This window comes from Streptomyces sp. NPDC002386 (assembly GCF_053593175.1).
This window is the reverse complement of the sequence record NZ_JBSFBX010000020.1, coordinates 65,387-88,761: the sequence shown is the minus strand read 5'-3', so window position 1 is coordinate 88,761 and position 23,375 is coordinate 65,387. Positions and strand designations below refer to the sequence as shown.

The 23,375-nt window shown below is 69.5% G+C and carries 24 protein-coding genes and 1 pseudogene; 11 read left to right on the top strand and 14 right to left on the bottom strand.

Annotated elements, in window-relative coordinates; all coding sequences use genetic code 11:
* Nucleotides 1-358: 358 nt before the first annotated feature.
* Complete coding sequence (locus tag ACWCPN_RS31620) at nucleotides 359-997, top strand: BlaI/MecI/CopY family transcriptional regulator (protein WP_451213175.1); 639 nt, start codon at nucleotides 359-361, stop codon at nucleotides 995-997.
* A gap of 290 nt (nucleotides 998-1,287) precedes the next feature.
* On the opposite strand, the gene ACWCPN_RS31615 is transcribed toward ACWCPN_RS31620, so the two are convergent.
* Nucleotides 1,288-1,491: a cold-shock protein gene (locus ACWCPN_RS31615; RefSeq protein ID WP_014677112.1), complete on the bottom strand. Its 204-nt coding sequence runs from the start codon at nucleotides 1,489-1,491 to the stop codon at nucleotides 1,288-1,290.
* A gap of 241 nt (nucleotides 1,492-1,732) precedes the next feature.
* Nucleotides 1,733-2,491, bottom strand: coding sequence for an alpha/beta hydrolase (locus ACWCPN_RS31610; RefSeq protein WP_451213173.1), 759 nt, complete (start codon nucleotides 2,489-2,491; stop codon nucleotides 1,733-1,735).
* 290 nt (nucleotides 2,492-2,781) lie between these two features.
* On the opposite strand from ACWCPN_RS31610, the gene pnuC reads away from it, so the two are divergent.
* Nucleotides 2,782-3,447 carry a nicotinamide riboside transporter PnuC gene (gene pnuC / locus ACWCPN_RS31605; RefSeq protein WP_451213170.1) on the top strand — a complete coding sequence of 222 codons (666 nt, stop codon included), beginning with the start codon at nucleotides 2,782-2,784 and terminating at the stop codon, nucleotides 3,445-3,447.
* Nucleotides 3,444-4,562: an AAA family ATPase gene (locus ACWCPN_RS31600; RefSeq protein ID WP_451213167.1), complete on the top strand. Its 1,119-nt coding sequence runs from the start codon at nucleotides 3,444-3,446 to the stop codon at nucleotides 4,560-4,562. Before pnuC ends, ACWCPN_RS31600 begins: the two co-directional genes overlap by 4 nt.
* Nucleotides 4,563-4,645: 83 nt before the next feature.
* On the opposite strand, the gene ACWCPN_RS31595 is transcribed toward ACWCPN_RS31600, so the two are convergent.
* The 3 genes from ACWCPN_RS31595 to ACWCPN_RS31585 form a co-directional block, all read right to left on the bottom strand.
* Nucleotides 4,646-6,082 (bottom strand): hypothetical protein, encoded by a 1,437-nt coding sequence (locus ACWCPN_RS31595; protein WP_451213164.1) that lies wholly within the window; start codon nucleotides 6,080-6,082, stop codon nucleotides 4,646-4,648.
* Between the two features lie 137 nt (nucleotides 6,083-6,219).
* Nucleotides 6,220-6,960, bottom strand: coding sequence for an AfsR/SARP family transcriptional regulator (locus ACWCPN_RS31590; RefSeq protein ID WP_451213288.1), 741 nt, complete (start codon nucleotides 6,958-6,960; stop codon nucleotides 6,220-6,222).
* A gap of 188 nt (nucleotides 6,961-7,148) precedes the next feature.
* Nucleotides 7,149-7,574, bottom strand: a complete 426-nt coding sequence (locus tag ACWCPN_RS31585) for a VOC family protein (RefSeq protein WP_451213285.1) — start codon at nucleotides 7,572-7,574, stop codon at nucleotides 7,149-7,151.
* 641 nt (nucleotides 7,575-8,215) lie between these two features.
* On the opposite strand from ACWCPN_RS31585, the gene ACWCPN_RS31580 reads away from it, so the two are divergent.
* Nucleotides 8,216-8,503 carry a hypothetical protein gene (locus tag ACWCPN_RS31580; RefSeq protein ID WP_451213162.1) on the top strand — a complete coding sequence of 96 codons (288 nt, stop codon included), beginning with the start codon at nucleotides 8,216-8,218 and terminating at the stop codon, nucleotides 8,501-8,503.
* Between the two features lie 186 nt (nucleotides 8,504-8,689).
* On the opposite strand, the gene ACWCPN_RS31575 is transcribed toward ACWCPN_RS31580, so the two are convergent.
* The gene (locus tag ACWCPN_RS31575) at nucleotides 8,690-9,436 is read right to left on the bottom strand and encodes a phosphotransferase family protein (RefSeq protein WP_451213159.1); all 747 of its coding nucleotides are present in this window, start codon (nucleotides 9,434-9,436) and stop codon (nucleotides 8,690-8,692) included.
* Between the two features lie 262 nt (nucleotides 9,437-9,698).
* Nucleotides 9,699-10,511, bottom strand: a complete 813-nt coding sequence (locus ACWCPN_RS31570; protein WP_451213156.1) for a helix-turn-helix transcriptional regulator — start codon at nucleotides 10,509-10,511, stop codon at nucleotides 9,699-9,701.
* 225 nt (nucleotides 10,512-10,736) lie between these two features.
* On the opposite strand from ACWCPN_RS31570, the gene ACWCPN_RS31565 reads away from it, so the two are divergent.
* Nucleotides 10,737-11,474 carry an SDR family oxidoreductase gene (locus ACWCPN_RS31565; protein WP_451213153.1) on the top strand — a complete coding sequence of 246 codons (738 nt, stop codon included), beginning with the start codon at nucleotides 10,737-10,739 and terminating at the stop codon, nucleotides 11,472-11,474.
* Nucleotides 11,475-11,767: 293 nt separating this feature from the next.
* Here ACWCPN_RS31565 and ACWCPN_RS31560 read toward each other — a convergent pair whose 3' ends face one another.
* From ACWCPN_RS31560 to ACWCPN_RS31545, 4 genes and pseudogenes are all read right to left on the bottom strand, one after another.
* On the bottom strand, nucleotides 11,768-12,169 hold the full coding sequence (locus ACWCPN_RS31560) for a TraR/DksA family transcriptional regulator (RefSeq protein ID WP_451213150.1): 402 nt from the start codon (nucleotides 12,167-12,169) through the stop codon (nucleotides 11,768-11,770).
* Between the two features lie 238 nt (nucleotides 12,170-12,407).
* Nucleotides 12,408-13,124: a DUF4232 domain-containing protein gene (locus tag ACWCPN_RS31555; protein WP_451213147.1), complete on the bottom strand. Its 717-nt coding sequence runs from the start codon at nucleotides 13,122-13,124 to the stop codon at nucleotides 12,408-12,410.
* 321 nt (nucleotides 13,125-13,445) lie between these two features.
* Nucleotides 13,446-13,540: pseudogene (locus ACWCPN_RS31550) on the bottom strand.
* Nucleotides 13,541-13,674: 134 nt separating this feature from the next.
* Nucleotides 13,675-14,175: a GNAT family N-acetyltransferase gene (locus ACWCPN_RS31545; protein WP_451213144.1), complete on the bottom strand. Its 501-nt coding sequence runs from the start codon at nucleotides 14,173-14,175 to the stop codon at nucleotides 13,675-13,677.
* Nucleotides 14,176-14,440: 265 nt separating this feature from the next.
* On the opposite strand from ACWCPN_RS31545, the gene ACWCPN_RS31540 reads away from it, so the two are divergent.
* Together ACWCPN_RS31540 and asnB are read left to right on the top strand one after the other, a co-directional pair.
* A complete protein-coding gene (locus ACWCPN_RS31540; RefSeq protein WP_451213141.1) occupies nucleotides 14,441-14,974 on the top strand; it encodes a GNAT family N-acetyltransferase in 534 nt (177 codons plus the stop codon).
* Between the two features lie 531 nt (nucleotides 14,975-15,505).
* A complete protein-coding gene (gene asnB, locus ACWCPN_RS31535) occupies nucleotides 15,506-17,347 on the top strand; it encodes an asparagine synthase (glutamine-hydrolyzing) (RefSeq protein ID WP_451213138.1) in 1,842 nt (613 codons plus the stop codon).
* 239 nt (nucleotides 17,348-17,586) lie between these two features.
* On the opposite strand, the gene ACWCPN_RS31530 is transcribed toward asnB, so the two are convergent.
* Entirely contained in the window at nucleotides 17,587-18,006 is a 420-nt protein-coding gene (locus tag ACWCPN_RS31530; protein ID WP_451213135.1) for an SRPBCC family protein, read from the bottom strand.
* A gap of 40 nt (nucleotides 18,007-18,046) precedes the next feature.
* The gene (locus ACWCPN_RS31525; RefSeq protein WP_451213132.1) at nucleotides 18,047-19,057 is read right to left on the bottom strand and encodes an aldo/keto reductase; all 1,011 of its coding nucleotides are present in this window, start codon (nucleotides 19,055-19,057) and stop codon (nucleotides 18,047-18,049) included.
* A 284-nt stretch (nucleotides 19,058-19,341) separates the two neighbouring features.
* Here ACWCPN_RS31525 and ACWCPN_RS31520 point away from each other — a divergent pair, with 284 nt between their 5' ends.
* Genes ACWCPN_RS31520 through ACWCPN_RS31505 form a run of 4 tightly spaced genes read left to right on the top strand, consistent with a single transcriptional unit; the run spans nucleotide 19,342 to nucleotide 22,580 of the window.
* Nucleotides 19,342-20,409 (top strand): amidohydrolase family protein, encoded by a 1,068-nt coding sequence (locus tag ACWCPN_RS31520; protein ID WP_451213129.1) that lies wholly within the window; start codon nucleotides 19,342-19,344, stop codon nucleotides 20,407-20,409.
* 1 nt (nucleotide 20,410) lies between these two features.
* Nucleotides 20,411-21,166, top strand: coding sequence for an iron-sulfur cluster assembly protein (locus tag ACWCPN_RS31515; RefSeq protein ID WP_451213126.1), 756 nt, complete (start codon nucleotides 20,411-20,413; stop codon nucleotides 21,164-21,166).
* Nucleotides 21,163-22,188, top strand: a complete 1,026-nt coding sequence (locus tag ACWCPN_RS31510) for an NAD(P)-dependent alcohol dehydrogenase (protein WP_392294774.1) — start codon at nucleotides 21,163-21,165, stop codon at nucleotides 22,186-22,188. The genes ACWCPN_RS31515 and ACWCPN_RS31510 overlap by 4 nt, the downstream gene beginning before the upstream one ends.
* A 59-nt stretch (nucleotides 22,189-22,247) precedes the next feature.
* Nucleotides 22,248-22,580, top strand: coding sequence for a putative quinol monooxygenase (locus ACWCPN_RS31505; RefSeq protein WP_392294773.1), 333 nt, complete (start codon nucleotides 22,248-22,250; stop codon nucleotides 22,578-22,580).
* A 215-nt stretch (nucleotides 22,581-22,795) separates the two neighbouring features.
* Here ACWCPN_RS31505 and ACWCPN_RS31500 read toward each other — a convergent pair whose 3' ends face one another.
* Entirely contained in the window at nucleotides 22,796-23,257 is a 462-nt protein-coding gene (locus tag ACWCPN_RS31500) for a MarR family winged helix-turn-helix transcriptional regulator (protein ID WP_365128204.1), read from the bottom strand.
* Nucleotides 23,258-23,375 lie beyond the last annotated feature (118 nt).

Below are 23,375 nucleotides of genomic sequence, written 5' to 3'. Positions count from 1 at the left end.
GAGAGACGAACCCGTCAGCGTGGTGTCACACTCCCAGGCGCGCCAGGTGCCGATGAGTTGAGAGCCGTGGACGTCTTTCGCATGCGGACAACCGCCCCATCCCACACACGCGGAGACCAGCAGAGCCGTCTACGCCGAGAGCAGCGTCCACTTCCATGCTCGGCTGCTCATCACCGGTGCCCCTTCGTACAGGTGGCCTGATCCCAGGCCTCTCGCGGACAGAGCGCCCGCGCCGCAGAAACAGGGCGCTTCACCCGTACTATCGCTGTAGCAGGGCACGTTGCGGCCCAACGCCATCCCTGGCCCGCCCAGTCGGCCCGCCAGAGTCACGTCCCGGCCGCCGACCAAGGAGACGACCATGTCCGACGCAACGGTGTCAGCGACTGCGTTGACCTCGCAGTACATCAGCCAGGTGGCCAGCGACCTCGAGCGCAACGTCAAGGAACAAGAGCGCATCGCCGAGGAACTCAACACGCTCCAAGCGGAGTTGACGGCACTGCAACACGATCACGGTGTCCTGGTGAACATGCAGCAGGCTCTCGGTGTCCCCACTCCGACGACCGCACCCTCCCACGCCAACGGCGCTGCCGTTCCGCCCTCCGGCAAGAAGGCCACTTCTGCTTCCGGTAGGCGGCGAACGGCGAAGGCGGACGCGGTGAAGTCCCCCAAGGGTAAGAAGCAGGCCGCTGCGAAGTCTGCCACCAGGAAGCCGGCCGCGCGGAAGGTCACCGGCCCCACTCTGGTCGATCTCATCCGCCACCACCTGATCGAGCAGAAAGAACCCCGTTCCGCGGCAGAAGTGTCCAAGGAACTCAGTGACGCGCACCCCGATCGCACCATCTCGTCCAACGTCGTGCGCACCAGCCTCGAAAACCTCGTCGCGAGGAGCCTGGTGCAGCGGAACAAGCAGGGCAGTTCCGTCTTCTACACCGCATCCGCGCGGGCCGAGTCCACATCAGAGCCCAAGGACGAGAAGCAGCGCAACGCTGACAAGTGAAGGCGATGGGCCGAGCGCGGGGGATGCCGCCGGCGATGCCAGGGAGCTCGCCGGGGTGACCCGAGCGGCGAGGAGCAGGCCGAGCGTGTCGACGCGGATGCCGCGTTGGCGGTCTGTGACTTGTTGTCGGCGTTGATGCCTGAGGGGGCCCGACTGACGCCGGGCCCCTTCTTCGCGGCGGGGGATCTAAACCTTCGGCCTCTGGATCACCGGCCCGACAGGCTGGCGACCCGCACCGCCCCGCGTCGGTGGTGCCACTCCGCACATGGCTTCAGAGGCCGTAGAGGACGTCAGCCTCGGACGATGTTCTCGGCCTGGGGGCCCTTCTGGCCCTGCGTGACGTCGAACGTGACCGTCTCACCCTCGACCAGCTCGCGGTATCCGTTGCCGGAAATGTTGGAGTAGTGGGCGAAGACGTCCGGTCCACCGCCGTCCTGGGCGATGAAGCCGAAGCCCTTCTCGGAGTTGAACCACTTCACGGTGCCGCTGGCCATGCTGCGTCCTTCGATATCGCCGGGGATGCCGGCTGGGGTGAGTAACGGAGTCTTCCACTGAGGGAGGACGTCCGGGAACCTTTCTACCCCAACCAGAGCTCCGTCATTCGATCATCTGTCCACGAGTCGGATGCGGTTGGGGTCCGGCGGGCCGGCGGACGACGCGAGCCCGGTGGGGCGCGACGCCTGGGGAGCGAGGGTGACATCAGGAGCGTCCTGTGAGCAGGCGTGGGCTGCCTGGTCACGTCCCCTGTTGGTGCAGATGCCGGACGAAGAACCTGGCAGCGGCCTCTCCGGCGAACTGTGGGACGCCGGTGTGCCCGCCCATGTTGGCGTGCAGTGTCTTCTCGTCGGAGGCGAAGGCGTCGAAGAGGTCCAGGGCCGCCTGCCGGTGGTTGCCTTCGTCGTCCCACTGCAGCAGGACGTGCAGCGGAATGGTGACCCGGCGGGCCTCCTCGACGATGGCGCGAGGTACGAGACTCCCGGCGAACAGAGTGGCGGCCGAGATGCGCGGCTCGACCGCCGCAAGGCGGACACCGATGGAGATCACTCCGCCCGAGTACCCGACCGGGCCGCCGATCTCGGGCAGCGGCAGGAGGGCGTCCAGGGCGGTCTGCCATTCCGGGACCGCCTTGTCCACCAGAGGCAGGACGAGGGCGTCGACGATCTCGTCGCCGACCGGCTCGCCGGCCTCCATGGCCCGGCGCATGTCGGCGCGGGCCTGCTCGGCGGCGGCCCACCGGGGTCGCTCACCGCTTCCGGGGAGCTCGATGGTGGCCGCGGCGAAACCGTCCGCAGCGGCCTGCCGCGCGCGCCCCACCAACCGGGGATACATCGTGCGCAGACCGAGCGGAGGGTGGCCGAGCAGGATCAGCGGCACCGGTGCGGACGGGGACGCGGACGCGGGCGTCCACAGGATGCCCGGGATCCCACCGAGGGTGAACTCGCGTTCGAGGACGCCGCCGTCGAGACGTTGTTCAGAAGTGAAGTGAAGGGTCATGGTCGTGCCTTTCGGGAGTGCGCATGAACGGCGCTCCCGGACGACCTATCGCCCGACCGTGACCCCGGAGGAGAGCACCCACGTCGATACTGTGTTCACGGGTACCACCTCCTCGATCTCTCGCACGGCCTCCAAGAGGCTAGCAACGGCCACCGTGGTCCGCCAACGCGTTTCAGCGGTTCGGGATCTCACGACCTGCCGGTGGCGAGAGGAGGCGTGAGAGAGGGCTTGGCACGCGACGACTCCACCCTTTATCGTCATGCTGACATTTACTGGGCAAGGAGCTCTCCATGGCTGTCAGCGACGTCCTGGGCGACATCGTCGCGCCCCTCAACACTGTGCTGTTCGGTTTCGGCCGCGACGCGGTGACCTGGGCGGAGCTGCTCGGCTTCGCCACGGGGGCGGCCTGCGTCTGGCTGACCGTCAGGGCGCGGATCGCCAACTTTCCCGTCGGCATCGCCAACAACCTGTTCTTCCTGGTTCTGTTCTGGAGCGCCCAGTTGTACGCCGACGCCCTGCTGCAGGTCGTCTACCTGATGCTGGCCGCCGTGGGCTGGTGGACCTGGCTGCGCGGTGGCGAGCGCCGCTCCCCCCGCCTCATGGGTCATGCCTCCGCGCGCACCATCGTCGTTCTGCTGCTGCTCGCCGCCCCCGCGACCTGGGGTCTGACCGTGGTTCTGGCCCGTGCCCACGACGTCGCACCGTTCTGGGACGCCCTCACCACCGCACTGTCGCTGGCCGCCCAGTGGCTGCTCAACACCAAGTCCTTCGAGAACTGGTACTTCTGGATGGCCGCGGACGTGGTCTACATCCCGCTCTACTTCGCCAAGGCGCTCTATCTGACCGGTATCGTCTACGTGCTCTTCCTGACGATGTGCCTGCTCGGACTGCGCGGCTGGCACCGGGAGCTGGCCGCCGGCCGGGCGACCGACGCGGTGGACCTGGTGCGGGCATGACCGCCTCCTTCGACCACGGGCTGGTCATCGGCAAGTTCTATCCCCCGCACACCGGTCACCACTTCCTGGTGCGCACCGCGGCGGACAACTGCCGACGCCTCACTGTCGTGGCGATGGCGGCCGACGTGGAGTCGATACCACTGGCCGACCGGGTCGCCTGGCTGCGCGAGGCGTATGCCGACCGGCCCCATGTGGCCATCACCGGCGTCGTCGACAACATCCGGGTGGACTACGGCAGCGACAGCGCCTGGGCAGGGCACGTCGCCCTGATGCGTGAGGGGGTGTCCGGCGGCCCGCACGCGGACGTCCCGGTGGACGCGGTGTTCACCTCGGAGCCGTACGGCGCCGAACTGGCGCGCCGGTTCGGCGCGGCCAATGTCCGACTGGACGTCGCCCGCGAGACGTTCGCGGTCTCCGCCACCGCGGTGCGCAGCGATCCGGTGGGCCGCTGGGACGCGCTGGAGCCGCCGGTGCGGGCCTGGTTCGCCCGGCGAGTGGTGGTGCTCGGCGCCGAATCCACCGGCACCACCACGCTCTCCCACGATCTGGCCGAGGCGCTGCGCGAGCGTGGGGGTCCGCACGCGCTCACCCGCTGGGTCCCCGAGTACGGGCGGGAACTGACCGTCGCCAAGCTCGCCGTGGCCCGCGCCCTGGCCGCCCGCCGCGGCCTTCCGGAGCCCACGGTTTTCGACCTCGAGTGGAGCGACGCCGACTTCGAGTCCGTCGCCGCGCGCCAGTCGGCCGAGGAGGAGCGCGCCGCGCGAGCCGGCGGGCCCGTGCTGGTGTGCGACACCGACGCGCTGGCCACCACCGTCTGGCAGGAGCGCTATGTCGGCCGGGCCACCGAGGCGGTGCACGTCCTCTCCGACGCCATGCCGCCCAGGGCGCTGTACCTGCTCACCGACCATGAGGGTGTGCCGTTCCACGATGACGGGCTGCGAGACGGTGAGGCGGTGCGGCCCTGGATGACCGAGCGGTTCCGCAAGGTGCTGGCCCGTCGCGGTGTGCCCTGGCAGGAGGTGCGCGGCGACCGCTCGACACGGCTGCGTCTCGCCCTGGAGGCGGTCGACCGGCTTCTCGAGGAGGGGTGGTGCCTGGCCGCCCCGCTCGGCTGAGGGCGACCGCGCAGCGCGATCGACGCTGCGAACGCCCGCTTGCCTTCCCGCCCCGTCTCGATCGACGCCCCGTGTCGGCCTGGTCATCGGCGGCTCTTGATGTCCCAGAGGGTTCTCTCGACCGGTCCCGTTTGGACGCCCCGAATGCCGTACCGGAGTTGCGTCTCCGCCGAGTTCGCGTCGGCGCCGTGCGCTGTGACGGCTTCCATGATGTCCGCGCCCTGCTGGCCGAAGCGCCAGTAGACGGTCAAGGTCCGGCAATCTCTGGTGTGCTCGTCGATCGCATTGCTCTCATGTATTTTCCCGCTGAAAACGAGTGCGTCCCACTGCTTGTGCTGACTCACCCAGCCAGGTGTGTTGGTGCCCTGCCGCCAGGAGTAGCCCTCGAACTTCAGGTCTCTCACGGACATCCGGTCCTTGCGCGCGAGGCTCGCGCTGGCGTAGAAGGTCACCTCGTCGTACGGCGTGTCCATCGGGAGTTGCACGACCATGCGGGCGGAGAAGGTGCCCCCGGGATCGATCCACCGTCCGTAGGGCATCCATGGTTGCGCCTCCACCAACTGGCCCGGGTGGTGGATCTCGCGGCGGGATAGCGGATTGGCGCCCTCGAAAGACGGCCACTGCCCGGAGTCGGTGCGCCACTGCCGGCGAAGCCGGTCCTTGGGGCTCAGGGGCACCCGTTGCCCCATGGCGTGGAATATGTCACCCAGAACGTAGAAGGCCACTTCGCTGCGGTTCTCCATCGTGATGTCGACGGGTATGGAGAACGCCTTGTGGTCCCTGCTCGTCACCGGAGTTCCTGTGGTCAGCCTGATGACGGGGTCCGCCTCGCGCTGGGACGGCATGAACAGGTTCTGGTAGCCGAAATTCCCCACCGCGATCAGGGAGGTGACGATCAGCGTAGCGGCCACCCGTTTCGGCGCCGGGATGACGACCGAGGTCCGCCACACCGCGAGGACGGCCCCCAGCGATCCCGCCGTGAGGACGCAGAACAGCGCGAGGTAGGGCTTGGAATCGCCGTCCTTCAATATCCCGACGAGAAGCAGGACGTTGCTCAAAAGGGCCACGAACGTGGCTACCAACGCCACCGGCCCGGAGTAGGGAAAGTTGCGCCACGTCCAGTGGTCCACGACCGCGGCAGCGCCCAGGAACGTGATCACGGCGGCCACGATGAGCGCCGCGCCGGTCACCCGGCCGGGGAAGTTCAACGCGGACTCGAGGTCCTCGACGCCGAAGTACCCGAGCACCGTGGTCGTCAGCAGAAGGACCAGCAGGCACAAGGCGAGGCAGGCCGGCGAGTTCTTGCATCTCGCGTCCGTCTGTCGCGCCCACTGAGGCGAGTTGTCGGGAGCTTTGGCGGGAATTCTCATGCCGTAACCTCCACGAGTCGCCCCGAGGCCGGCGTGGCCCTGCCCGCTCGGCGGTGAGTAGCGAATTCCGCCGAGCTTCTGCTTCTTCCGTCCTCCCCGTGCCTCGGCACGGCGGCGCCGGGCAGTCGACATCGCCGGCGCGGATGCCACGAGCCGGATTCTCGGCATCGAAGAGCGGAGATGGGGCAGGCGCTGATCGAACCCTCGCGATCGGCGACCTCGAGGCCGGTGCTCGGAGTCGCGATCCACGTTAGGGGACGCGCCGTCAGCCCTGCATCACTGCGGCGTCACCCACCTGGAAAGAAGGCGGCCCCATGGGGGGCCAGCAGGTGCGCGAACTGAGGGGAAGGCTCCACCCCCAGTTCCTCCCGCAGCAACCGCCGGAACGAATGATAGTGACGGACCGCCTCGCTGACGTTGCCCTCGGCGAGATGGGCGGAGACGGCAGCGCGGTTCGCGCTCTCCCGCAACGGCTCCGTACGTACGCTCTCCCACGCCGCCTCGAGCGCGAGCGCCGGCTTGCCCTCTCGCACGAGCGCCTCGGCCAACGCGTCGAGGGCATGCAGCCGGAGTTGCCGCAGGCGTTCTCGCTCCAGCAGGACCCATTCCTCGTCCCAGCCAGGCAGCAGGTCTTCCGCGCCCAGCAGATCCTGCGGGAGCTGGGTGTGGCGCGGAGGGCTGCCGCCGCGCACGACACGCGATGCCGTCTCGGTGAAGGCGTCGACGTCCACGCGCAGGGTGGGAGCCGGTACGAGCAGGTCCCCGCTGCACCGGATCAGCGGCTGATCGCAGCGTGGCAGCTTCCACAGGGTGGTGCGCAGGCTCCCCCGGGCATGATCCTCGGTCACCTCGGGCCACAGGGTTCCGGCCAGGACCGAGCGGGAGACGCGCCGCCGCAGCGCGACGAACGCGAGCAGACGCTGACCGTTACGGCACAGTTCGACGGGCCCGGCAGTGCATTCCAGCCGGAAATGGCCGAGCAATCGCAATTCCGGAGGGGAAACCACCTTGATCGCCTCGCTCACCATCACCCGGGTGAGCGCGCCCCGGGAGGGCTACGGAAGCCTCTGACCTCCAGTCTCGTCCGGTGCGACCAGACCGTGCAACCCGACGACCGGTGCGACACGGTGCGCGGTGACGAAGAACGACATCCTGCTCCCGGCGGTACGGGCTCGCCCCGTCAGGTCCGGACCGGGCGCTGAGCGGAAGGACGAACCTAACCGATCCGTTCGGCCAGAGCCACGATGATTCCCGAGGGACCGCGGAGGTTGCAGAGCCGGTACACGTTCTCGTACTGCGCCACCTCGCCGAGGAGCTCGGCGCCAAGGCGGCTCAGACGGCTGATGGTGTCGTCCATGTCGTCGACGGCGAACATGACACGGTGCAGGCCCAGGGTGTTGGGCGGCGGGTCGAGCGGTCCGTGGGTGACCGCCGCGGGGGTGTGGAACTTCGTCAGCTCCAGCCTGCTGTGGCCGTCCGGGGTCCGCATCATCGCGATGGCGCTGCGGACCCCGCCGAGACCGAGCATCTGGTCTGCCACCATCCCCTCGATCTGTGCTTCGCCCTCCAGTTCCATGCCGAGCTCGGTGAAGAAGGCGACGGCAGCCTCCAGGTCGTCGACGACGATGCCCACGTTGTCCATCCGCTGAATCGTCACGGGGTGTGCTCCTTCTTCCGCGCCCGTTACTTCCTGGCCACTGCTGCCCCTGGGAAGGAGCCGCTGCCGCACTCTCGACACCCGGGGTCACACCTCGGGCCGTTCCATACGACGGTCGTTCCCACTATGTGACCACTCAAATGCTCTCCGAGGTCATCCACGCGGCCGTCAACGGCGTGCTCGACGACGACAACCACGAGCCCTTCCTGCAGGCCACCGCGGTCCTCCTCGAGGCCGGCCCCGCGTCGCGGGACCTGAAACCGGGCCTCGATCCGCAGGACGTGCACCTGCAGCTCAGCGTCCTGCGGCATCCCTCCCGGCGATGGCGCGACAGCCCGTGCGGACCGCCTCCTGAACCTCATCCTCGACGGCCGGCGCAGCCGCCCCGCCGAAGGCTGACCCGACCCGCGCCTCAGCGGCACGCTCCGCCCGACGGGCCCCATTCGCCCGGGCGCGTGCGGAGTCCCGGATCGGTCGGTGCGCGCTGGTCGCACCAGGGAGGCCGGTGGCTGCGTCGATGCCGCAGTCGCCCACATGGGCGACACCGGGATGCAGTACGTGCACGTTTCCGTACGGTCGGTTGCAGGGCCGGGATGTGCCTGGCCCGCCCAGTCGGGAGGTCCCTCATGCGTCGCATCGGCTCGACACTCGCCACATTCGCCACCGCCGGAGTGCTCGCGCTCACCGTTCCCGGCTCGGCCTTCGCGGCGAACGGGTTCCTCGCGATCGACGGAGTCCGTCACAATGACCCGAGAGGCTGCTTCGAGATAGCGAAACTGTCAACCGTCTTCAACTTCACGGACACACCCGCCCTGGTCCACAACGTCCCTGGTTGCGCAGGCGGGTTCGTCTCCGTGATCCCTCCCGGCCTGGCAGTACAGGTGCCCGGAACTCACAGCGTCTACCTCGGCTGACCAGTTGACGATCGCAAGCTTCCGGGATGCCTCGTGAGCGCCACGACGGTCGTGACCGTCTTCGACACTCACGAGGCGTCTAGTCCAGTGACCCCGCGGCCCTTGGTAAACAGGGGGTGGCAGTCGATAGGTGCGCCAACGGCCTGAATTCGTAAGCGCATACGTGGCAGTCGGGTCCGGGCAGCCTCACATTCGGGATCTCAGCACGTCGACCTCGCAGCCCGGCTCGAAGGGGTCGAAGCCGTGCTCGGTCAGCCAGCGGACTATCAGCAGGCTTCGCAGCGACCACCAGGCGTGGATCACGTCGAGGTCGACGTCGGTGCCGTAGCCGGCGATCACGTCGTCCAGGTGCTCCTCGTGCCCGAGCGTGAAGGTGGCGAGGTCGTACAGGGCGTCACCCTGCCCCGCTTCGGACCAGTCGATGATGCCCGTGACCTCGTCATCGTCGACGAGGACGTGCGCGATCTGCAGGTCACCATGCGTGAACGCCGGAGTCCACGGCCGCAACGCGGCCTCGGCGACCTGGCGGTTACGGGTGACCAGGTCGGCGGGCAGGACGCCGTTCGTCACGAGCCACTCGCACTCGCCGTCGAGTTCCGCAGCCAGCGCGGCGATGCTCCGGCCGGCCCGTCCCGTCCGGGACGGCAGCGGCGCGTCGTGCAGCTTCCGGATGGCGGCGCCCGCGGCGCCCCAGCCCGCCGGCGACCCGGTCGACGGCCCGCCGAGGCGCCCGAGCGTCGTCCCGGGCAGTGCGGCGATCGCGAGCACGGGCGGCCTGCTCCACAGGACCTCCGGCGTGGGGACCGGCGCGAGGGACATCGCCTCGACCTCGGCTTCTATGCGCGCCTGATCGGCGTCCACCTTCAGGAACACGTCGCCTACGCGCAGAGTCGCGCGTTCGGAATGGGCAACGACGACTTCGACCTCATCCATGGGCGATGAGTATCCCGGGGATGCCCACCGACGGTGCCGGGTTTTCGCGTGCGATGCCGCAACTGACCGCGCCTCGCTACCCAGGCCGAGCGGGAAGACAGGCCACTGATGACTGGCCTTGCGCCTGTTGTCCGATGGTGGCCGGGGCGCCGGCACGCATCTGTGCACCTTTCTCCAGCAGTTGCTCGGCGCGCGGCCGCTGGTCCTGCGCCGCCGTACGCAAGCGCTGGTACTGCCGCCGGCCTCTTCCTTCATTCGCCGGTCACGGCTGCGCTACCGTCGGCGGTTCGCTGCTGTCGGCATAGACGACCAGCGTCTGTTCCGGCTGTTCGGCCAGGTGAAAAGCGGTGTACGCGTAATCGATCGCTCCCCGTTGCGGGTGTCGTAGCCGTTTGCGACCGCTGTGCCGGGCCTGCACCTCGTACCGTGGCCACCAGTCGCGCACCTCCGGGCTGCCCTCGTTCAGGTCCTCGATGAGTCGGGTGTACCGCGGGTCGCCGGAGTGGCGTGCCGCCAGCGTCCTGAGTCGGCCGAGCAGGCCGCGTGCTTCGGGCTCCCAGTCGACCAGGATGTCCCGGGCCACCGGTTCGAGGAACACCCAGCGGGCGAAGTTGGCGGGCCGGTCCGCCTCAGTGATGAGCCTCGGGAACAACTCGTGGGCTGCCTGGTTGTGACTGAGGACGTCATAGTTGCCGCCGATGATGTACGCCGGGTTCGGCTGGAGCAGCAGGGGGACGGCACCCGCCTCGGCAGGGAGCGGCTCGCGTTCCTCGGCTTCGGCCGCAGGTGCGTGACCGGCAAGCTGGAGAAGATGATCGTGCTCGTGCCGGTCGAGCCGCAGCGCCGCGGCGAGGGCGTTGAGCACCTGTTCGGAGACGCGGATATTTCGCCCCTGCTCCAGGTACGTGTACCAGGTGGCGCTGATCCCGGCCAGCAGTGCCAGTTCCTCTCGGCGAAGTCCCGGAGTCCTGCGGCGGCCGGTCTGAGGCAGTCCCACCTCGTCAGGGGTCAGGCGTTCTCTCCGGCTGCGCAGGAATTCACTCAGCTGATGGCGTTGGTCCGGCTGCGTGGGCATGACGAATGGCACTTCCAGTTCCAGAATAAACCGGGTCTGGATACCAGGCTAAACACGTCGGAGACTGGTGTGCGAGCGCGGGCCGCGGCATGACCGACGGCCTCACACGGTCACACCGGCACCAGGCCGTCCAGTGCGCAACGGCTTGGCGGACGTTCCTCCAGGACTCGCTGCCGCTCGGCACTCCGGCCCCGGTGCCGAAGACGGAGAGGGAGAGGGCAACTCATGTCCGGAATCAAGGGCAAAGTGGTGGCGATCACGGGAGCCGGCAGTGGCATCGGCGAGGCGACCGCGCTGCTGCTCGCCGAACGCGGTGCGCGACTCGTCGTCGGCGCCCGCCGGTCCGAACGCCTGGCGGAACTGGTGGCCCGGATCGAGGAGGCAGGTGGCACGGCCGTGCAGATCCGCACCGATGTGACCCGGCGGGACGATCTGCAGGCCCTGGTCGCGCTGGCCGGTGAGTGCTTCGGCCGGCTCGACGTGCTCGTCAGCAATGCCGGGGTCGGCACCATCTCACCTCTCGACGATCTGCGCGTCGAGGAGTGGGACCACATGGTCGATGTCAACGTGAAGGGTGTGCTGCACGGGATCGGCGCCGCGCTGCCGGTCTTCCGGGCGCAGGGCACCGGCCACTTCATCACCACCGCCTCCACTGCGGCGTTTCGCATCGTGCCGACCATGGCCGTCTACGCCGGCACCAAGTCCGCGGTCCGGGCCATCTGTGAAGGACTGCGCCAGGAAGCCGGGGACTCGTTGCGGGTGACCACCGTCTCACCTGGTGCGACTGCGACCGACTTCGCCGAGGCGTCAACCAATAGCCAGGTCAGAGCAGAGATCACGAAGATGCGGGACGACATCGCGATCCCGCCCGACGCGATCGCCCGGGCCATCGCTTTCGCGATCGAGCAGCCGGCCGCTGTCGACGTGAACGACATCGTCGTCCGGCCCACCGCCCAGAGCTGATCTCCCCTGGCCCTTCCGGTGTGGATACGCGCACCCGCGGGAGTGTTCCACGGGACACATGGCAACACAGGCCCGCTGGCCGGTGGGGTGGGTGGCATGCCCGAGTGGAAACGACGGACGCGACGCCAGACGGCGAGACGCCCGCGGGCGTGAACAGCTCCTTGAGTGACGGGCACCGACGCGGATCCGGTGTGCGCCGACTGCGGCGACGCAGTGGGCACACACGCCGATGGTGACGAGCTCGGCGCAGCGCATGCCGTCACGCGCTCTACGCCGCGTTGCCCCTGCTTGCGTCAGGCGCGGCGCGGGTCGGAACGGGCGCACTGGACACACGTGTTCGCCGCCGGACGGATCTCCAGGCGTTCGGGCGGGATGGTCCCGCCACAGGCCTCGCACTGCCCGTACTGTCCCCGTTCGAGCCGTTCCAGTGCCCGGTCGAGTTCTTCCAGGTGCTCGCGCGTCCGCGCCATCAGGGCGGCGACGTGGGCCCGCTCGAAGGCGGTGGTGCCCCCTTCGGGGTCGTGCTCGTCGTCCACCGCGACCAGGGCGTTCGCGGCGACGATCCCGTCGAAGTCGCGGCTCAGCGCGGCCGCCCGCGCGAGGGTGTCGACGCGGTCGGCCGCGAGGCGTGCGCGGACGGCAGAGAGGGTGGACGGGCCGGGCCCGTCATGTCCGGACAGGGATGTATCGCCCATGTCGGCAAAACGCTGATTCGCGGCTCCCCATTCCCCATTCTCCTTCCCCATTCCCCCTGACCATCCGCGTGCCGCCGCCCGCAGGTGCTGTACCTGCGGGCGGCGGGGAGCTCGATTGCGGGCCCTGGAGGTCGGAGTGATGTGCGGCAACTTCCGGCGGCCGGGGGCCGGGTCGGCGCCGCGTTGCCAGCGAGGGCAGCGCGGCCGAAGTGGTGACGTGCCGCTTGTCGACGAACCGTCAGAAGTCGTACGGCTTCCTGGTGTTCCAGTTCAGCACATCGGCCTCGTTCCAGCTGAACTGCGGCGTCCGCCCCTTGGAGTCGACCGAGTAGAAGGGGCCGTCGTGACCGTCCGTGCCACGCAGGGCGATGGCGAACGAGCGCGCCGTGTGGTTCTTCGAGCCGTAGTCGAAGAGGTTCACCGCGCTGTATGCCTTGTCTCCGGGCCGGAGCGTGATGCGCTTGTCGCCGCCAGGGGTGTCCTTCTTCGAGTGCGGCAGTGCGGGGCCATCGATGTCGTCGCCGAGCTTCACGGCCGGGTACGAGGTGACCCAGCAGGGCTTGGTGCTCTCGTTCGACGCGGTGATCAGCAGGTGGTCGCCCGGCTGACCGGCGAACCGGTGCACAGCGGTGACCAGCATCTCGTCTCCGCGGCACTGCTGGGCGACCGCCGTAGTGGTCTTGCTCGCGATCTCGACGGTCCCGCCCGCGGCGGTCGCCGACCGCGTCCCTTCCTCGATGCCGCCGCCGCGGTTGGCCTGCTCCGTGGCGCCCTCGCCGCCTCCGTTGGACGCGGACCGGCTCTGCGCGGCACCGGCGGCGCGGTCGCCGCCTGCCGCCTTCGAACCGTCGTCGGCGCCGCCACAGGCGGTCAGGCCGAGCGCCACCGCGGCAGTGACGGCAGCCAGAGCGACGGAACGGGCGGTACGAGCGGTACGGGCACGATGCGCGGTCATGATGAAGACTCCCCCATGGTCTGTCAGGACGCGGCACCTCCCCAGTTCCCGCAGGGTGGCCGGTCGCATCCTCTGTTTCGTTACACCCCGTGAGATGACGTCGGAGCATGCGTCGTTCCACCAGGTATGTCCGCATTGAGTAACAAGACAACTGGGGGCAGAAGCGACCATGTTCACGGCGTACCCGTAAGCGGTGCAGCGCCTCAGGCGGCCGCGGTACAGGGAAGACCCAGGCGCTCCGAACGGGGGCAGGGCGGGGCAGTGCCGCTGAGGGCTCGCGCATCCGGGATGTCGGCTGCGGCGGGCTGAGAAGACATACGGCGGAGAGGGCAGGATTCGAACCTGCGTGGGCCCCGAAGGGCCCGACCGTGAGGCGAGCTCGCTGGTCCCCGATCAACCACTCCGGGCACCTCTCCCTGTTCCCGGCTGCGGATGCTCTCCGCTGCCGTTCACAGGAACAACTGTGCCGGGAGCCGCTGACCGCACGCTGACGTCCTGCTGACCGGAGCTCGAGGCCTTCTCGCAGCCGGTCCTCCGGCGCCCTCACGCCCTACGGCTGGAGCAGCAGGTCGCGCTGGTACCAGGTGCCGGCCTTGCCGCCGAGGTGGGCCGGCTCGGCCGGGCCGACGGGGATGAATCCGGCGTTGGTCAGCACTTTCCGCGAGGCGGCATTCCGGCGGGCGGCGGCCGCCCTCAGAGTGCGCAGTCCGTGCCGGGAGGCCGCCAGCCGGCACAGCTCCCGGACGGTCTCGGTCGCCACGCCACGACCGGCGACGTGCTGTGCGACGCGGTAACCGAGCTGCGCGGTACGGTCCTCGATGTCGACCAGGTTGAACCTGCCGAGCACCGAGCCGTCCTCGGCGACGAGCACATAGAAGGCACAGACCCCGGCCTCCTGCTCAGCCAGCAAGGCGTCGTACCGGTCGGTGAAGTGGTCGAAGTACTCATCGCCGCGGTCGGAGACCCAGGCAGCGAAGTAGGCGCGGTTGGCCAGCTCGAAGGCCAGGACCGCCGCAGCGTGGGCGGCATGCAGCCGCTTCAGCTCGGGCACCGCCCGACCCTACCCAGACGACTCCTCCGAGGCACCTGAATTTGCCACCCGTCTGCGCGTACTCGCGTAGTGCGTCATCGACCTCGAACAGCCGTAGATCAGCCCCACGTCTCCCCCTGTCCCGGACCGAACCGCACCCTCTCACGCCCCGCCCCTTGGGCGCTTGTCGATTTGGGGCTCGCACCGCGTTCCCCGGCCCGGTTCGCGCGCGCGACCGGCAGGTACCGATTACCGGTGAGGCGCGTGTCTTCGGCAGGATGGGCGTATGACCGAGATCCTCACACCCCGTCTCCTCCTGCGCGGCTGGCACGACGACGACCTCGTGCCGATGGCAGAGATCAACGCTGACCCGCGGGTCATGCGCTGGATCGACGACGGCTCGGTGCGCGACCTGGACCTCACGGCCGAGGACATCGAGCGGTGGGAGGAGGAGTGGGACGAGGAGGGCTTCGGGCTCTTCGCCGTCGAGTTGCTGGGTTCAGGCGAGCTGATCGGCTTCACGGGACTGTCCGTGCCCGAGTTCCTGCCGGAGGTGATGCCCGCGGTGGCGATCAGCTGGCGGCTCGGTGCACAGTTCTGGGGCCAGGGATACGCGTCCGAAGCCGCGCACGCCACGCTGGAGTTCGCGCTCCAGGACCGCGGACTGGACCGTGTCATCAGCATCAGCCGGGTCGGAGACAACGCCTCCGAGAACGTCATCCGCAAGCTCGGCATGGTGCCCGACCGGGAGACGGCTCATCCGGTGTACGGCTACCCACTGCGCGTTCACGCCGTCGATCTGACCGAGTTCCAGGCGTGAACCGGCCGAGCCGGCGACAGTCGGCGGAGCGTGCGGGAGACGGGTCGACGGGTGGTGCCCGAGGCCGCCGTCGCAGCAGACGTACACCCGGGCCGCCATGTGACGCGCGCGGTACATGATGCCCGAGGACGGGGCGGGTCAGGCCCGCAAGGCCGTCCGGCGGCTGGTGACGTTCGGCTGGGCGTCCTGGCCGGATGGGCGCGGCCGCGGGAGTGCTGGACAGATTTCTGACTGCGATTGACTGCGAAGTTGTGACGAGCACCATGCTTGGGGAAGTTTTTGCCTGTGGCCGGTTCCCGGCGCGCTCGGCCAGGCGGCGCGGCGGTTCGTTGATTTCACGGAGGCAAAACGCGGCCGGAATCATGACGGCCGGGGCGCCGATCGGATTACGGCCGCGTTGACCGGCACCGAGTGCCTGACGGACGCTCGTCATATAGGTGCTCGATACAACTGGTTTGCCGGTCGGCTCTGACCACCCCGAAACCGCAGCTCAGCGTCGAGCCGGCGGCCGGCCGGAGCGGGAGGTAGCGCATGTGTGGCATCACCGGATGGGTTTCCTACGACCGTGATCTGACCACGGAGGCCACCGCATTGCATGCGATGACCGAGACCATGGCCTGCCGGGGCCCGGACGACCGCGGTACCTGGACCGAGGGGCCCGTCGCCCTGGGGCACCGCAGGCTCGCCATCATCGACCTGCCCGGCGGCCGCCAGCCGATGTCCGTCCCCACCCCCGAGGGAGCCGTCGCCCTGGTCTACTCCGGGGAGGTCTACAACTTCACCGAGCTGCGCCGCGAACTCCAGCGCCTCGGGCACGCGTTCACCACCGAATCCGACACCGAGGTGGTCCTGCACGGCTACCTCGAGTGGGGTGACGCCGTCGCCGAACGGCTCAACGGCATGTACGCCTTCGCCGTCTGGGACGGCCGCCACGGCAAGCTGGTGATGATCCGCGACCGCATGGGCATCAAGCCCTTCTACTACCACCCGACCCGCGACGGCGTCCTCTTCGGCTCCGAGCCCAAGGCGATCCTCGCCAACCCGCTGGCCCGCCGCCGCGTCACCCTGGACGGCCTGCGCGAACTCTTCGTCCTGATCAAGACCCCCGGGCACGCCGTATGGGACGGCATGCGCGAGGTGGAGCCGGGCACGGTCGTCACCGTCGACCGCTCCGGCCTGTCCGCCCGCGTCTACTGGCGGCTGGAGACCCGCGCCCACACGGACGACCGCGACACCACCGTGGCCACCGTGCGCTCGCTCCTCGACGACATCGTGCGCCGCCAACTGGTCGCCGACGTGCCGCGTTGCACTCTGCTCTCCGGTGGCCTCGACTCCTCCGCCATGACCGCGCTCGCCGCCCGGCAACTGGCCGAACAGGGCGAGAAGGTGCGCAGCTTCGCCGTGGACTTCGTCGGACAGACGGACAACTTCGTCGCCGACGAACTGCGGGGCACGCCCGACACTCCGTTCGTGCACGACGTGGCCCGGCTCGCCGGCACCGACCACCAGGACATCGTGCTCGACGCCGAGTCCCTCGCCGATCCCGCCGTGCGCGAGCGGGTGATCCGGGCCCGGGACCTGCCGGCCGGTTTCGGCGACATGGACGCCTCGCTCCTGCTCCTCTTCCGCGCCATCCGGCAGAAGTCCACGGTGGCCCTGTCCGGCGAGTCCGCCGACGAGGTCTTCGGCGGCTACCAGCAGTTCTTCGACGAGGAGGCACGCCGCGCCGACACCTTCCCGTGGCTGGCGACCATGGGGCGTCATTTCGGTGAGGACGCCGATGTGCTCCGCACGGACTTCACCAACTCCCTCGACCTGAAGGGATATGTCGCCGACGGCTACCGCACCGCCGTCGCCGCCGTCGACCGGCTGGACAGCGAGAACGACTTCGAGTACCGCATGCGGCAGATCAGCCACATGCACCTGACCCGGTTCGTCCGCGCCCTGCTCGACCGCAAGGACCGGATGAGCATGGCCGTCGGCCTGGAGGTCCGGGTGCCGTTCTGCGACCACCGGCTGGTCGAGTACGTGTACAACGCACCCTGGGCGCTGAAGTCCTTCGACGGCCGCGAGAAGAGCCTGCTTCGCGAGGCGTCCTCGGATGTGCTGCCGCGCTCGGTCTACGACCGGGTCAAGAGCCCGTACCCGTCCACGCAGGACCCGCGGTACGCGCGCGCCCTGCAGGACCAGGCCAAGAAGCTCCTCGCCCGGCCCTCCCACGCCGTCTTCGACCTGGTGGACCGGGACCGGGTCCGCCGGGCCGCGGAACGCGAGGCACCGGTCAGCACACAGGCGGCCCGACGCGGTCTGGAGCGCGCCCTGGACCTCGCCGGGTGGCTGGACCTCTACTCGCCGGAGATCGTCCTCGGCTGAGCCCGACGGCTCGGCCGGCACCCGCCGCGCGAAGGCCGCCCCCACGTCGCCCCGGCGCCCGTACCAGCGGCCGCGCGCCGGTCCCGAAGCGCGGGCGGTGGAGGGACGGCCTTGCCGCGCCGCCGACACCACGACTCCGATCGCGCCCACCCGGCGGGCCTGTGGGTCCACCGGGTGGGCCGGTGGTCTGCTCGGCGCGGGCGGCCGTCACGGCCGGGTGCTGTGGCCGTGCCGCGGTCTCAGGCCGAGAGGGTCTGGTGCAGGGCCTCCAGGCCGTCGCGGTAGATCCCGGTGAACAGCTCGACCGCTTCACCCCCACTGATGCCGTCGGGGGCGAAGCGCCCGGACCACTGGACCTCGGCGGCGTCCTCCTGGCCGGGGACCGGATGGACCCGAAGGGTGGAGAGGTAGCCGGTGACGGGGAAGGGCGCCTGGAGGATGGCGTAGCTGTAGTGGTGTTCGGTCTCGCTGAAGTCCACGAGACGCTCGACGATGACCTCGCCGTCGGAGTTCTTCAGCCGGCGGACCCGGCCGCCTTCGAGTGCGGTGCTCTCCGGGATGTAGGGGAGCCAGTCGGGCAGGGCGTCGAATCCGCCGATCAGGCCCCATACCCGCTGGGGTGAGGCCGGTACGACGCGGCTGACGGAGGCGGATGCCATGGTCTTCCTCCTGGAAGGTGGTGCTGGTGGTGCGGTGGGATCAGGCGCCGTCGGGGAGGGGCGCGGCCGGGCTGACGAGGCCGCCGGCGCGGAGTTCCGTCCAGAACGCGGCGGGGATGGACTCGTCGAGGGCGGCGGTGTCCTCGGCGATCCGGCCGGGGCGCGAGGCGCCGGGGATGGCGGCGGCGGTCACCGGGTGGGCGAGGGAGAACTGCAGGGCGGCCGCCTTGATGCTGATGCCGTGCCTGTCGGTCAGTGCCTTGAGCCGCTCGACCCGCTCGATGATCTCCCGCGGCGCCTGCTGGTACTCGAAGTTGGTGCCGCCGGCGAGGACGCCGGAGCTGTAGGGTCCGCCGACGACCATGCTGACGTTCTGGTCCTCGGCCATGGGCAGCAGCCGCTGCAGGGCGTGCTCGTGGTCGAGGAGGGTGTAGCGGCCCGCGAGCAGGAATCCGTCGGGCCGCGGCTCGTCGAGGGCGAGGGTCAGCTCGATGGGCTCGGTGCGGTTGACGCCCAGGCCCCATCCCTTGATGACGCCCTCGTCGCGCAGGCGGGACAGAACGCGGAAGGCGCCGGTACGGGCCTCCTCGAACTTCTGGATCCACGCGTCGCCGTGGAAGTCCTGCGCGATGTCGTGGACCCAGACGATGTCGAGCCGGTCGACGCCGAGACGCTTCAGGCTGCCTTCGATGGAGCGCTCGGTGGCGTCGGCGGTCCACTCGTGGAGGATCTTGTTGGGGTTGCCGTGCTCGAACAGTCCGCCCTTCTCGCCGAAGTCGGGGAGATCGGTCTCCGGCTCGTCCAGGACGACCCGGCCGACCTTGCTGGACAGCACGTAGGAGTCACGGGGCTTGGTGGCCAGCACCTGGCCCAGGCGTTCCTCGGCGAGACCGGCGCCGTAGAAGGGGGCGGTGTCGAAGTAGCGGATGCCTTGGTCCCAGGCTGCCTCGACGGTGGCACGGGCCTCCTCGTCCGGGATCGCGCGGAACATGTTGCCAAGCGGGGCGGTACCGAAACCGAGACGGCCGCGGACGATTTCCTTCAGTGCCATGAGCAGTGCCTTTTCGATCGATGCCTGGGTACGTGGGGGTGAGGCCGGTAGGGGCGTCCGTCGGGGCCGTCACAGACGCTCACATTTAGATGCAGAAGCGCCTTACATGCGTACGACGATAGTTGCATGCGCGAGGTAATGCAAACGGGGGTCACCCGTCGTCCAGTCCGGCCCGCAAAAGGCGGCGCCCCCGCTCGGGCAGGCGGGCGACGACTCGCAGGCCCCCTGCTCCGTGCCTAACGTCGATGGTGTGGCACGAGGCATTCAGAGGGACGGAGGCCGACGTGTACAGCAAGGACGGCGAGACCTACTTCATCGTGGACGCGCACATCGCGCTGTGGGACGCACGCCCCGAGAACCAGCTCAACATCCACGGCAAGCAGTTCATCGACTGCTTCTACGACTACCACCGCAATCTCAGCCCCGAGCCGGAGGTGTGGCCCTACGAGGAGTACCTCTACTACGGCGGGCAGCGGCTGATGAAGGACCTCTTCGTCGACGGGTACGTGGACCACGCGATCTTCCAGCCCGCCTTGCTCAGCGACTTCTACCGCACCGGCTTCGGGCAGACGGAGGAGGCCTTCGCGCTGGCCCGGCAGCACCCGGACAAGCTGACCTACAACCACTGCTGGGACCCGCGGTACGAGGAGCGGGGCCTGGAGCAGCTCAGGCACGACGCCGACCGGTTCGGACTCAAGGGCGCCAAGCTCTACACCGCGGAGTGGCACGGCGACTCGCGCGGCTACAAGCTGGACGACCCGTGGTCCTACCGCTACCTGGAGCTGGCCCAGGAACTGGGCATCAAGAACATCCACGTCCACAAGGGGCCCACCATCCGGCCGCTGGACCGGGACGCCTTCGACGTCGCGGACGTCGACAAGGCGGCGACGGACTTCCCCGAGCTGAACTTCGTCGTCGAGCACTGCGGGCTGCCCCGGCTGGAGGACTTCTGCTGGATCGCCACCCAGGAGCCCAACGTCCACGCCGGACTCGCGGTCGCCATGCCGTTCATCCACACCCGCCCGCGCTACTTCGCGCAGATCATCGGAGAGCTGCTGTACTGGCTGGACGAGAACCGCATCCAGTTCTCGAGCGACTACGCCCTGTGGACACCCCGGTGGCTGATCGAGCGGTTCGTCGGCTTCCAGATCCCCGAGGACATGCAGGACGAGTACGCGCCGATCACCGTCGAACAGAAGAAGAAGATCCTCGGCCTGAACGCGGCGGCCATGTACGGCATCCCGGTGCCCGCCGAGGCCGAGGTCGCGGCCACCGCACCGGGGCCGGCCGCGAGCGAGGCCACCGGACCGGCGGGGGCCGCCTCCGTCGCGGCACAGCCCACGGAGACGTGACATGCCCACCGGAACGCTGGAGCGGCGGGCCAGGGAGGCGCTGGACGCGGTCCTCGATCCCGAGCTGGACGAACCCATCACGGACCTCGGCTTCGTCCGCTCCGTCGAGGCCGGACCCGACCGCGGGCTGACGGTGCACCTGCGGCTGCCGACCTCCTTCTGCTCACCGAACTTCGCCTACCTCATGGCGTCCGACGCCAAGGACGTGCTGGCCGCCCTGCCGGACTCCGGCCGGGTCACGGTCCTGCTCGACGACCACCACGACTCCGACCTGATCAACCGCGGCCTTGCGGCCGACGCCGGGTACCGGGGCACGTTCGGCGCCGAGGCCGAGGAGAGCCTGGAGGAGCTGCGGCTCGTCTTCCGGCGCAAGGCCCACGCCGCGGCGATGGAGCGGGCCCTCACCGCGCTGCTGCGGCAGGACCCCGCGCTTCCCGAGGAGGAACTGCACGACGTGGTGCTCGGCGACCTGCCCGACACCGCCGCGACCCGCGCGCTGCTGCGCCGGCGCGAGGCGCTCGGTATCGGCACGGCGCCCTCGGAGCCCGTACTCGTCGACGACGAGGGGCTGCCCTTCCCGCCGGACGAGGTCCCGCTGCGGCTGCGGTTCGCCCGGGCGGTCCGCATCTCCATCGAGGGAAACGCCCACTTCTGCCGTGGTCTGCTGCGGACCCGCTACCCGGAGTCCGCGGCCGACCAGTCCTGCCGGGCCGCGAACCCGCGGCCCGCCACGCTTCCCAAGGAGAAGTCCTCGTGAGAGCAGTCCAGGTCGTCGGCTACGGCCGCGACCCCGAGATGACCGACGTGCCGGAACCCTCGGTCACCGGCCCGTACGACGTGGTCGTCAGGATCGGCGGCGCCGGCGTGTGCCGGACCGACCTGCACATCCTGGAGGGGCAGTGGGCGGAGAAGTCCGGGGTGACGCTGCCCTACACGATCGGACACGAGAACGCGGGCTGGGTGCACGCGGTCGGCACCGCCGTCACCAACGTCGCCGAGGGTGACAAGGTCATCGTCCACCCGCTGGTCACCTGCGGGCTGTGCCGGGCCTGCCGGTCCGGTGACGACGTCCACTGCGAGCAGAGCCTCTTCCCCGGCATCGACACGGCCGGCGGCTACGCCGAGTACCTGAAGACCTCCGCCCGCAGTGTGGTCCGCCTGGACGACTCCCTGGAGCCGGCCGACGTCGCCGCCCTCGCCGACGCGGGTCTGACGGCGTACCACGCGGTGGCCAAGGCGGCCCGGAAGCTGCGGCCCGGTGACCGCTGCGTGGTCATCGGCGCCGGCGGGCTCGGGCACATCGGCGTGCAGGTGCTCAAGGCCCTCACGGCCGCCGAGATCGTGGTCGTCGACCGCAATCCCGAGGCGGTGAAGCTGGCCGGCTCCATCGGCGCCGACCACGGCGTCGTCGCCGACGGCGGACACGTCGAGCGGGTGCTGGAGCTGACCGACGGCCGGGGCGCGGAGGTGGTGATCGACTTCGTCGGTGAGGGCGGCGCGACCCGGGACGGCGTGCGCATGCTGCGCCGCGCGGGTGACTACCACGTGGTGGGATACGGCGAGAACATCGACGTGCCGACCATCGACATCATCTCCAGCGAGATCAACTTCATCGGCAACCTCGTCGGCTCCTACAACGATCTGTGCGAGTTGATGGTGCTCGCCGCCCGGGGGCTGGTCCGCCTGCACACCACTCCCTATCCGCTCGACCGCTTCCAGGACGCCCTCGGCGACCTGGACGCGGGCCGGGTCAGGGGACGCGCGATCCTCGTCCCCTGAGCGGGAACACGTCCAGGGCCCGGGCCGCCGGGCACACGCACCCACCGCGAGGAGCATCGATGATCTTCATCACCGCGAAGTTCCGCGTCCTGCCCGAGCACGCGGACGCCTGGCCCGAGATCACCGGGGAGTTCACCCGGGCGACCCGCGCCGAACCGGGCTGCCTGTGGTTCGAGTGGTCCCGCGGTATCGACGACCCGACGGAGTACGTCCTGACCGAGGCGTTCCGCGACGACGAGGCCGGCGCGGCACACGTCGGCTCCGACCACTTCCGGACCGCCTGCGAGGCACTGCCACGTCACCTCGCGGAGACGCCCCGCATCGTGAACGTGACGGTCCCCCAGGACGACTGGTCCCGCCTCGGGGAGATGGCCGTGCCGCAGGAGGGCTGATCCATCGTCTGCGCCGGACCGATGGGCCGCGCGCATTCGGTTTCGTCCGCGTGGACGGATTCCGGGCCTTACCGGAACGACGAGCCGCGGTGGCCTCACCGCGCCATGCGCCGTGGCGCCGGAATACGGCGGTGCGGCCCGGCGTCCGGCATTCGGTACCCGAATTCCTCGTTGTTCCGTGGGCCCGGCCGACATCCTCGAACGGGGAGTGCGCCCTACCGGCCCGCCGCGGTCCCGAGTTCCGCCAACCGGGTCAGGGCGGGCAGGGCCGCCGCGATGGCCTGTCGTTCCGCCGGCGTCAACTGGGCGATCAGCGGGGTCAGGTGACGGCCGCGGTCCTCCTGCCGGGACTGGCCGATCCTGCGGCCGCCCTCGGTCATGTGGACGAGGACGGCGCGTCCGTCCGTCGGGTCGGGGCGGCGTTCCACGAGGCCGTCGCGCTCGAGCCGGGTGACGAGCTGGGTGAGACCGGGCTGGCTGATCTGCTCGGTCCTGGCGAGTTCGGTCAGCCGCTTCGGGCCGCTGACGGCCAGTGTGTCGAGCACGGACAGCGTCGTGAACGACAGCTTCTGCACGGCGGGAAGCCGGATGTAGTAGCGATTGAAGTTCTCGATCGCCCTGGTGAGGTCACCGACATCCAAGTCGGTGTTGCTGTCGGCACGCTGAGTAGGAGTCACCCTGGAAATGTATCGCAGACTTATATAAGCTCCTGATCGATTGCGTGCCGGCGCCTCGGCCAGGCGCACGGTTTGCATGGCACCTCGGCGCAACGGCGCGTCAATGGACCTGTAGAGC

Bases quoted from the DNA above. Each gene is read 5' to 3' on its own strand.
- ACWCPN_RS31620 (WP_451213175.1), top strand. From the start codon at position 359: ATGTCCGACGCAACGGTGTCAGCGACTGCGTTGACCTCGCAGTACATC.
- ACWCPN_RS31615 (WP_014677112.1), bottom strand. From the start codon at position 1,491: ATGGCCAGCGGCACCGTGAAGTGGTTCAACTCCGAGAAGGGCTTCGGC.
- ACWCPN_RS31610 (WP_451213173.1), bottom strand. From the start codon at position 2,491: ATGACCCTTCACTTCACTTCTGAACAACGTCTCGACGGCGGCGTCCTC.
- pnuC (WP_451213170.1), top strand. From the start codon at position 2,782: ATGGCTGTCAGCGACGTCCTGGGCGACATCGTCGCGCCCCTCAACACT.
- ACWCPN_RS31600 (WP_451213167.1), top strand. From the start codon at position 3,444: ATGACCGCCTCCTTCGACCACGGGCTGGTCATCGGCAAGTTCTATCCC.
- ACWCPN_RS31590 (WP_451213288.1), bottom strand. From the start codon at position 6,960: ATGGTGAGCGAGGCGATCAAGGTGGTTTCCCCTCCGGAATTGCGATTG.
- ACWCPN_RS31585 (WP_451213285.1), bottom strand. From the start codon at position 7,574: ATGGACAACGTGGGCATCGTCGTCGACGACCTGGAGGCTGCCGTCGCC.
- ACWCPN_RS31580 (WP_451213162.1), top strand. From the start codon at position 8,216: ATGCGTCGCATCGGCTCGACACTCGCCACATTCGCCACCGCCGGAGTG.
- ACWCPN_RS31575 (WP_451213159.1), bottom strand. From the start codon at position 9,436: ATGGATGAGGTCGAAGTCGTCGTTGCCCATTCCGAACGCGCGACTCTG.
- ACWCPN_RS31570 (WP_451213156.1), bottom strand. From the start codon at position 10,511: ATGCCCACGCAGCCGGACCAACGCCATCAGCTGAGTGAATTCCTGCGC.
- ACWCPN_RS31565 (WP_451213153.1), top strand. From the start codon at position 10,737: ATGTCCGGAATCAAGGGCAAAGTGGTGGCGATCACGGGAGCCGGCAGT.
- ACWCPN_RS31560 (WP_451213150.1), bottom strand. From the start codon at position 12,169: ATGGGCGATACATCCCTGTCCGGACATGACGGGCCCGGCCCGTCCACC.
- ACWCPN_RS31555 (WP_451213147.1), bottom strand. From the start codon at position 13,124: ATGACCGCGCATCGTGCCCGTACCGCTCGTACCGCCCGTTCCGTCGCT.
- ACWCPN_RS31540 (WP_451213141.1), top strand. From the start codon at position 14,441: ATGACCGAGATCCTCACACCCCGTCTCCTCCTGCGCGGCTGGCACGAC.
- asnB (WP_451213138.1), top strand. From the start codon at position 15,506: ATGTGTGGCATCACCGGATGGGTTTCCTACGACCGTGATCTGACCACG.
- ACWCPN_RS31530 (WP_451213135.1), bottom strand. From the start codon at position 18,006: ATGGCATCCGCCTCCGTCAGCCGCGTCGTACCGGCCTCACCCCAGCGG.
- ACWCPN_RS31525 (WP_451213132.1), bottom strand. From the start codon at position 19,057: ATGGCACTGAAGGAAATCGTCCGCGGCCGTCTCGGTTTCGGTACCGCC.
- ACWCPN_RS31515 (WP_451213126.1), top strand. From the start codon at position 20,411: ATGCCCACCGGAACGCTGGAGCGGCGGGCCAGGGAGGCGCTGGACGCG.
- ACWCPN_RS31505 (WP_392294773.1), top strand. From the start codon at position 22,248: ATGATCTTCATCACCGCGAAGTTCCGCGTCCTGCCCGAGCACGCGGAC.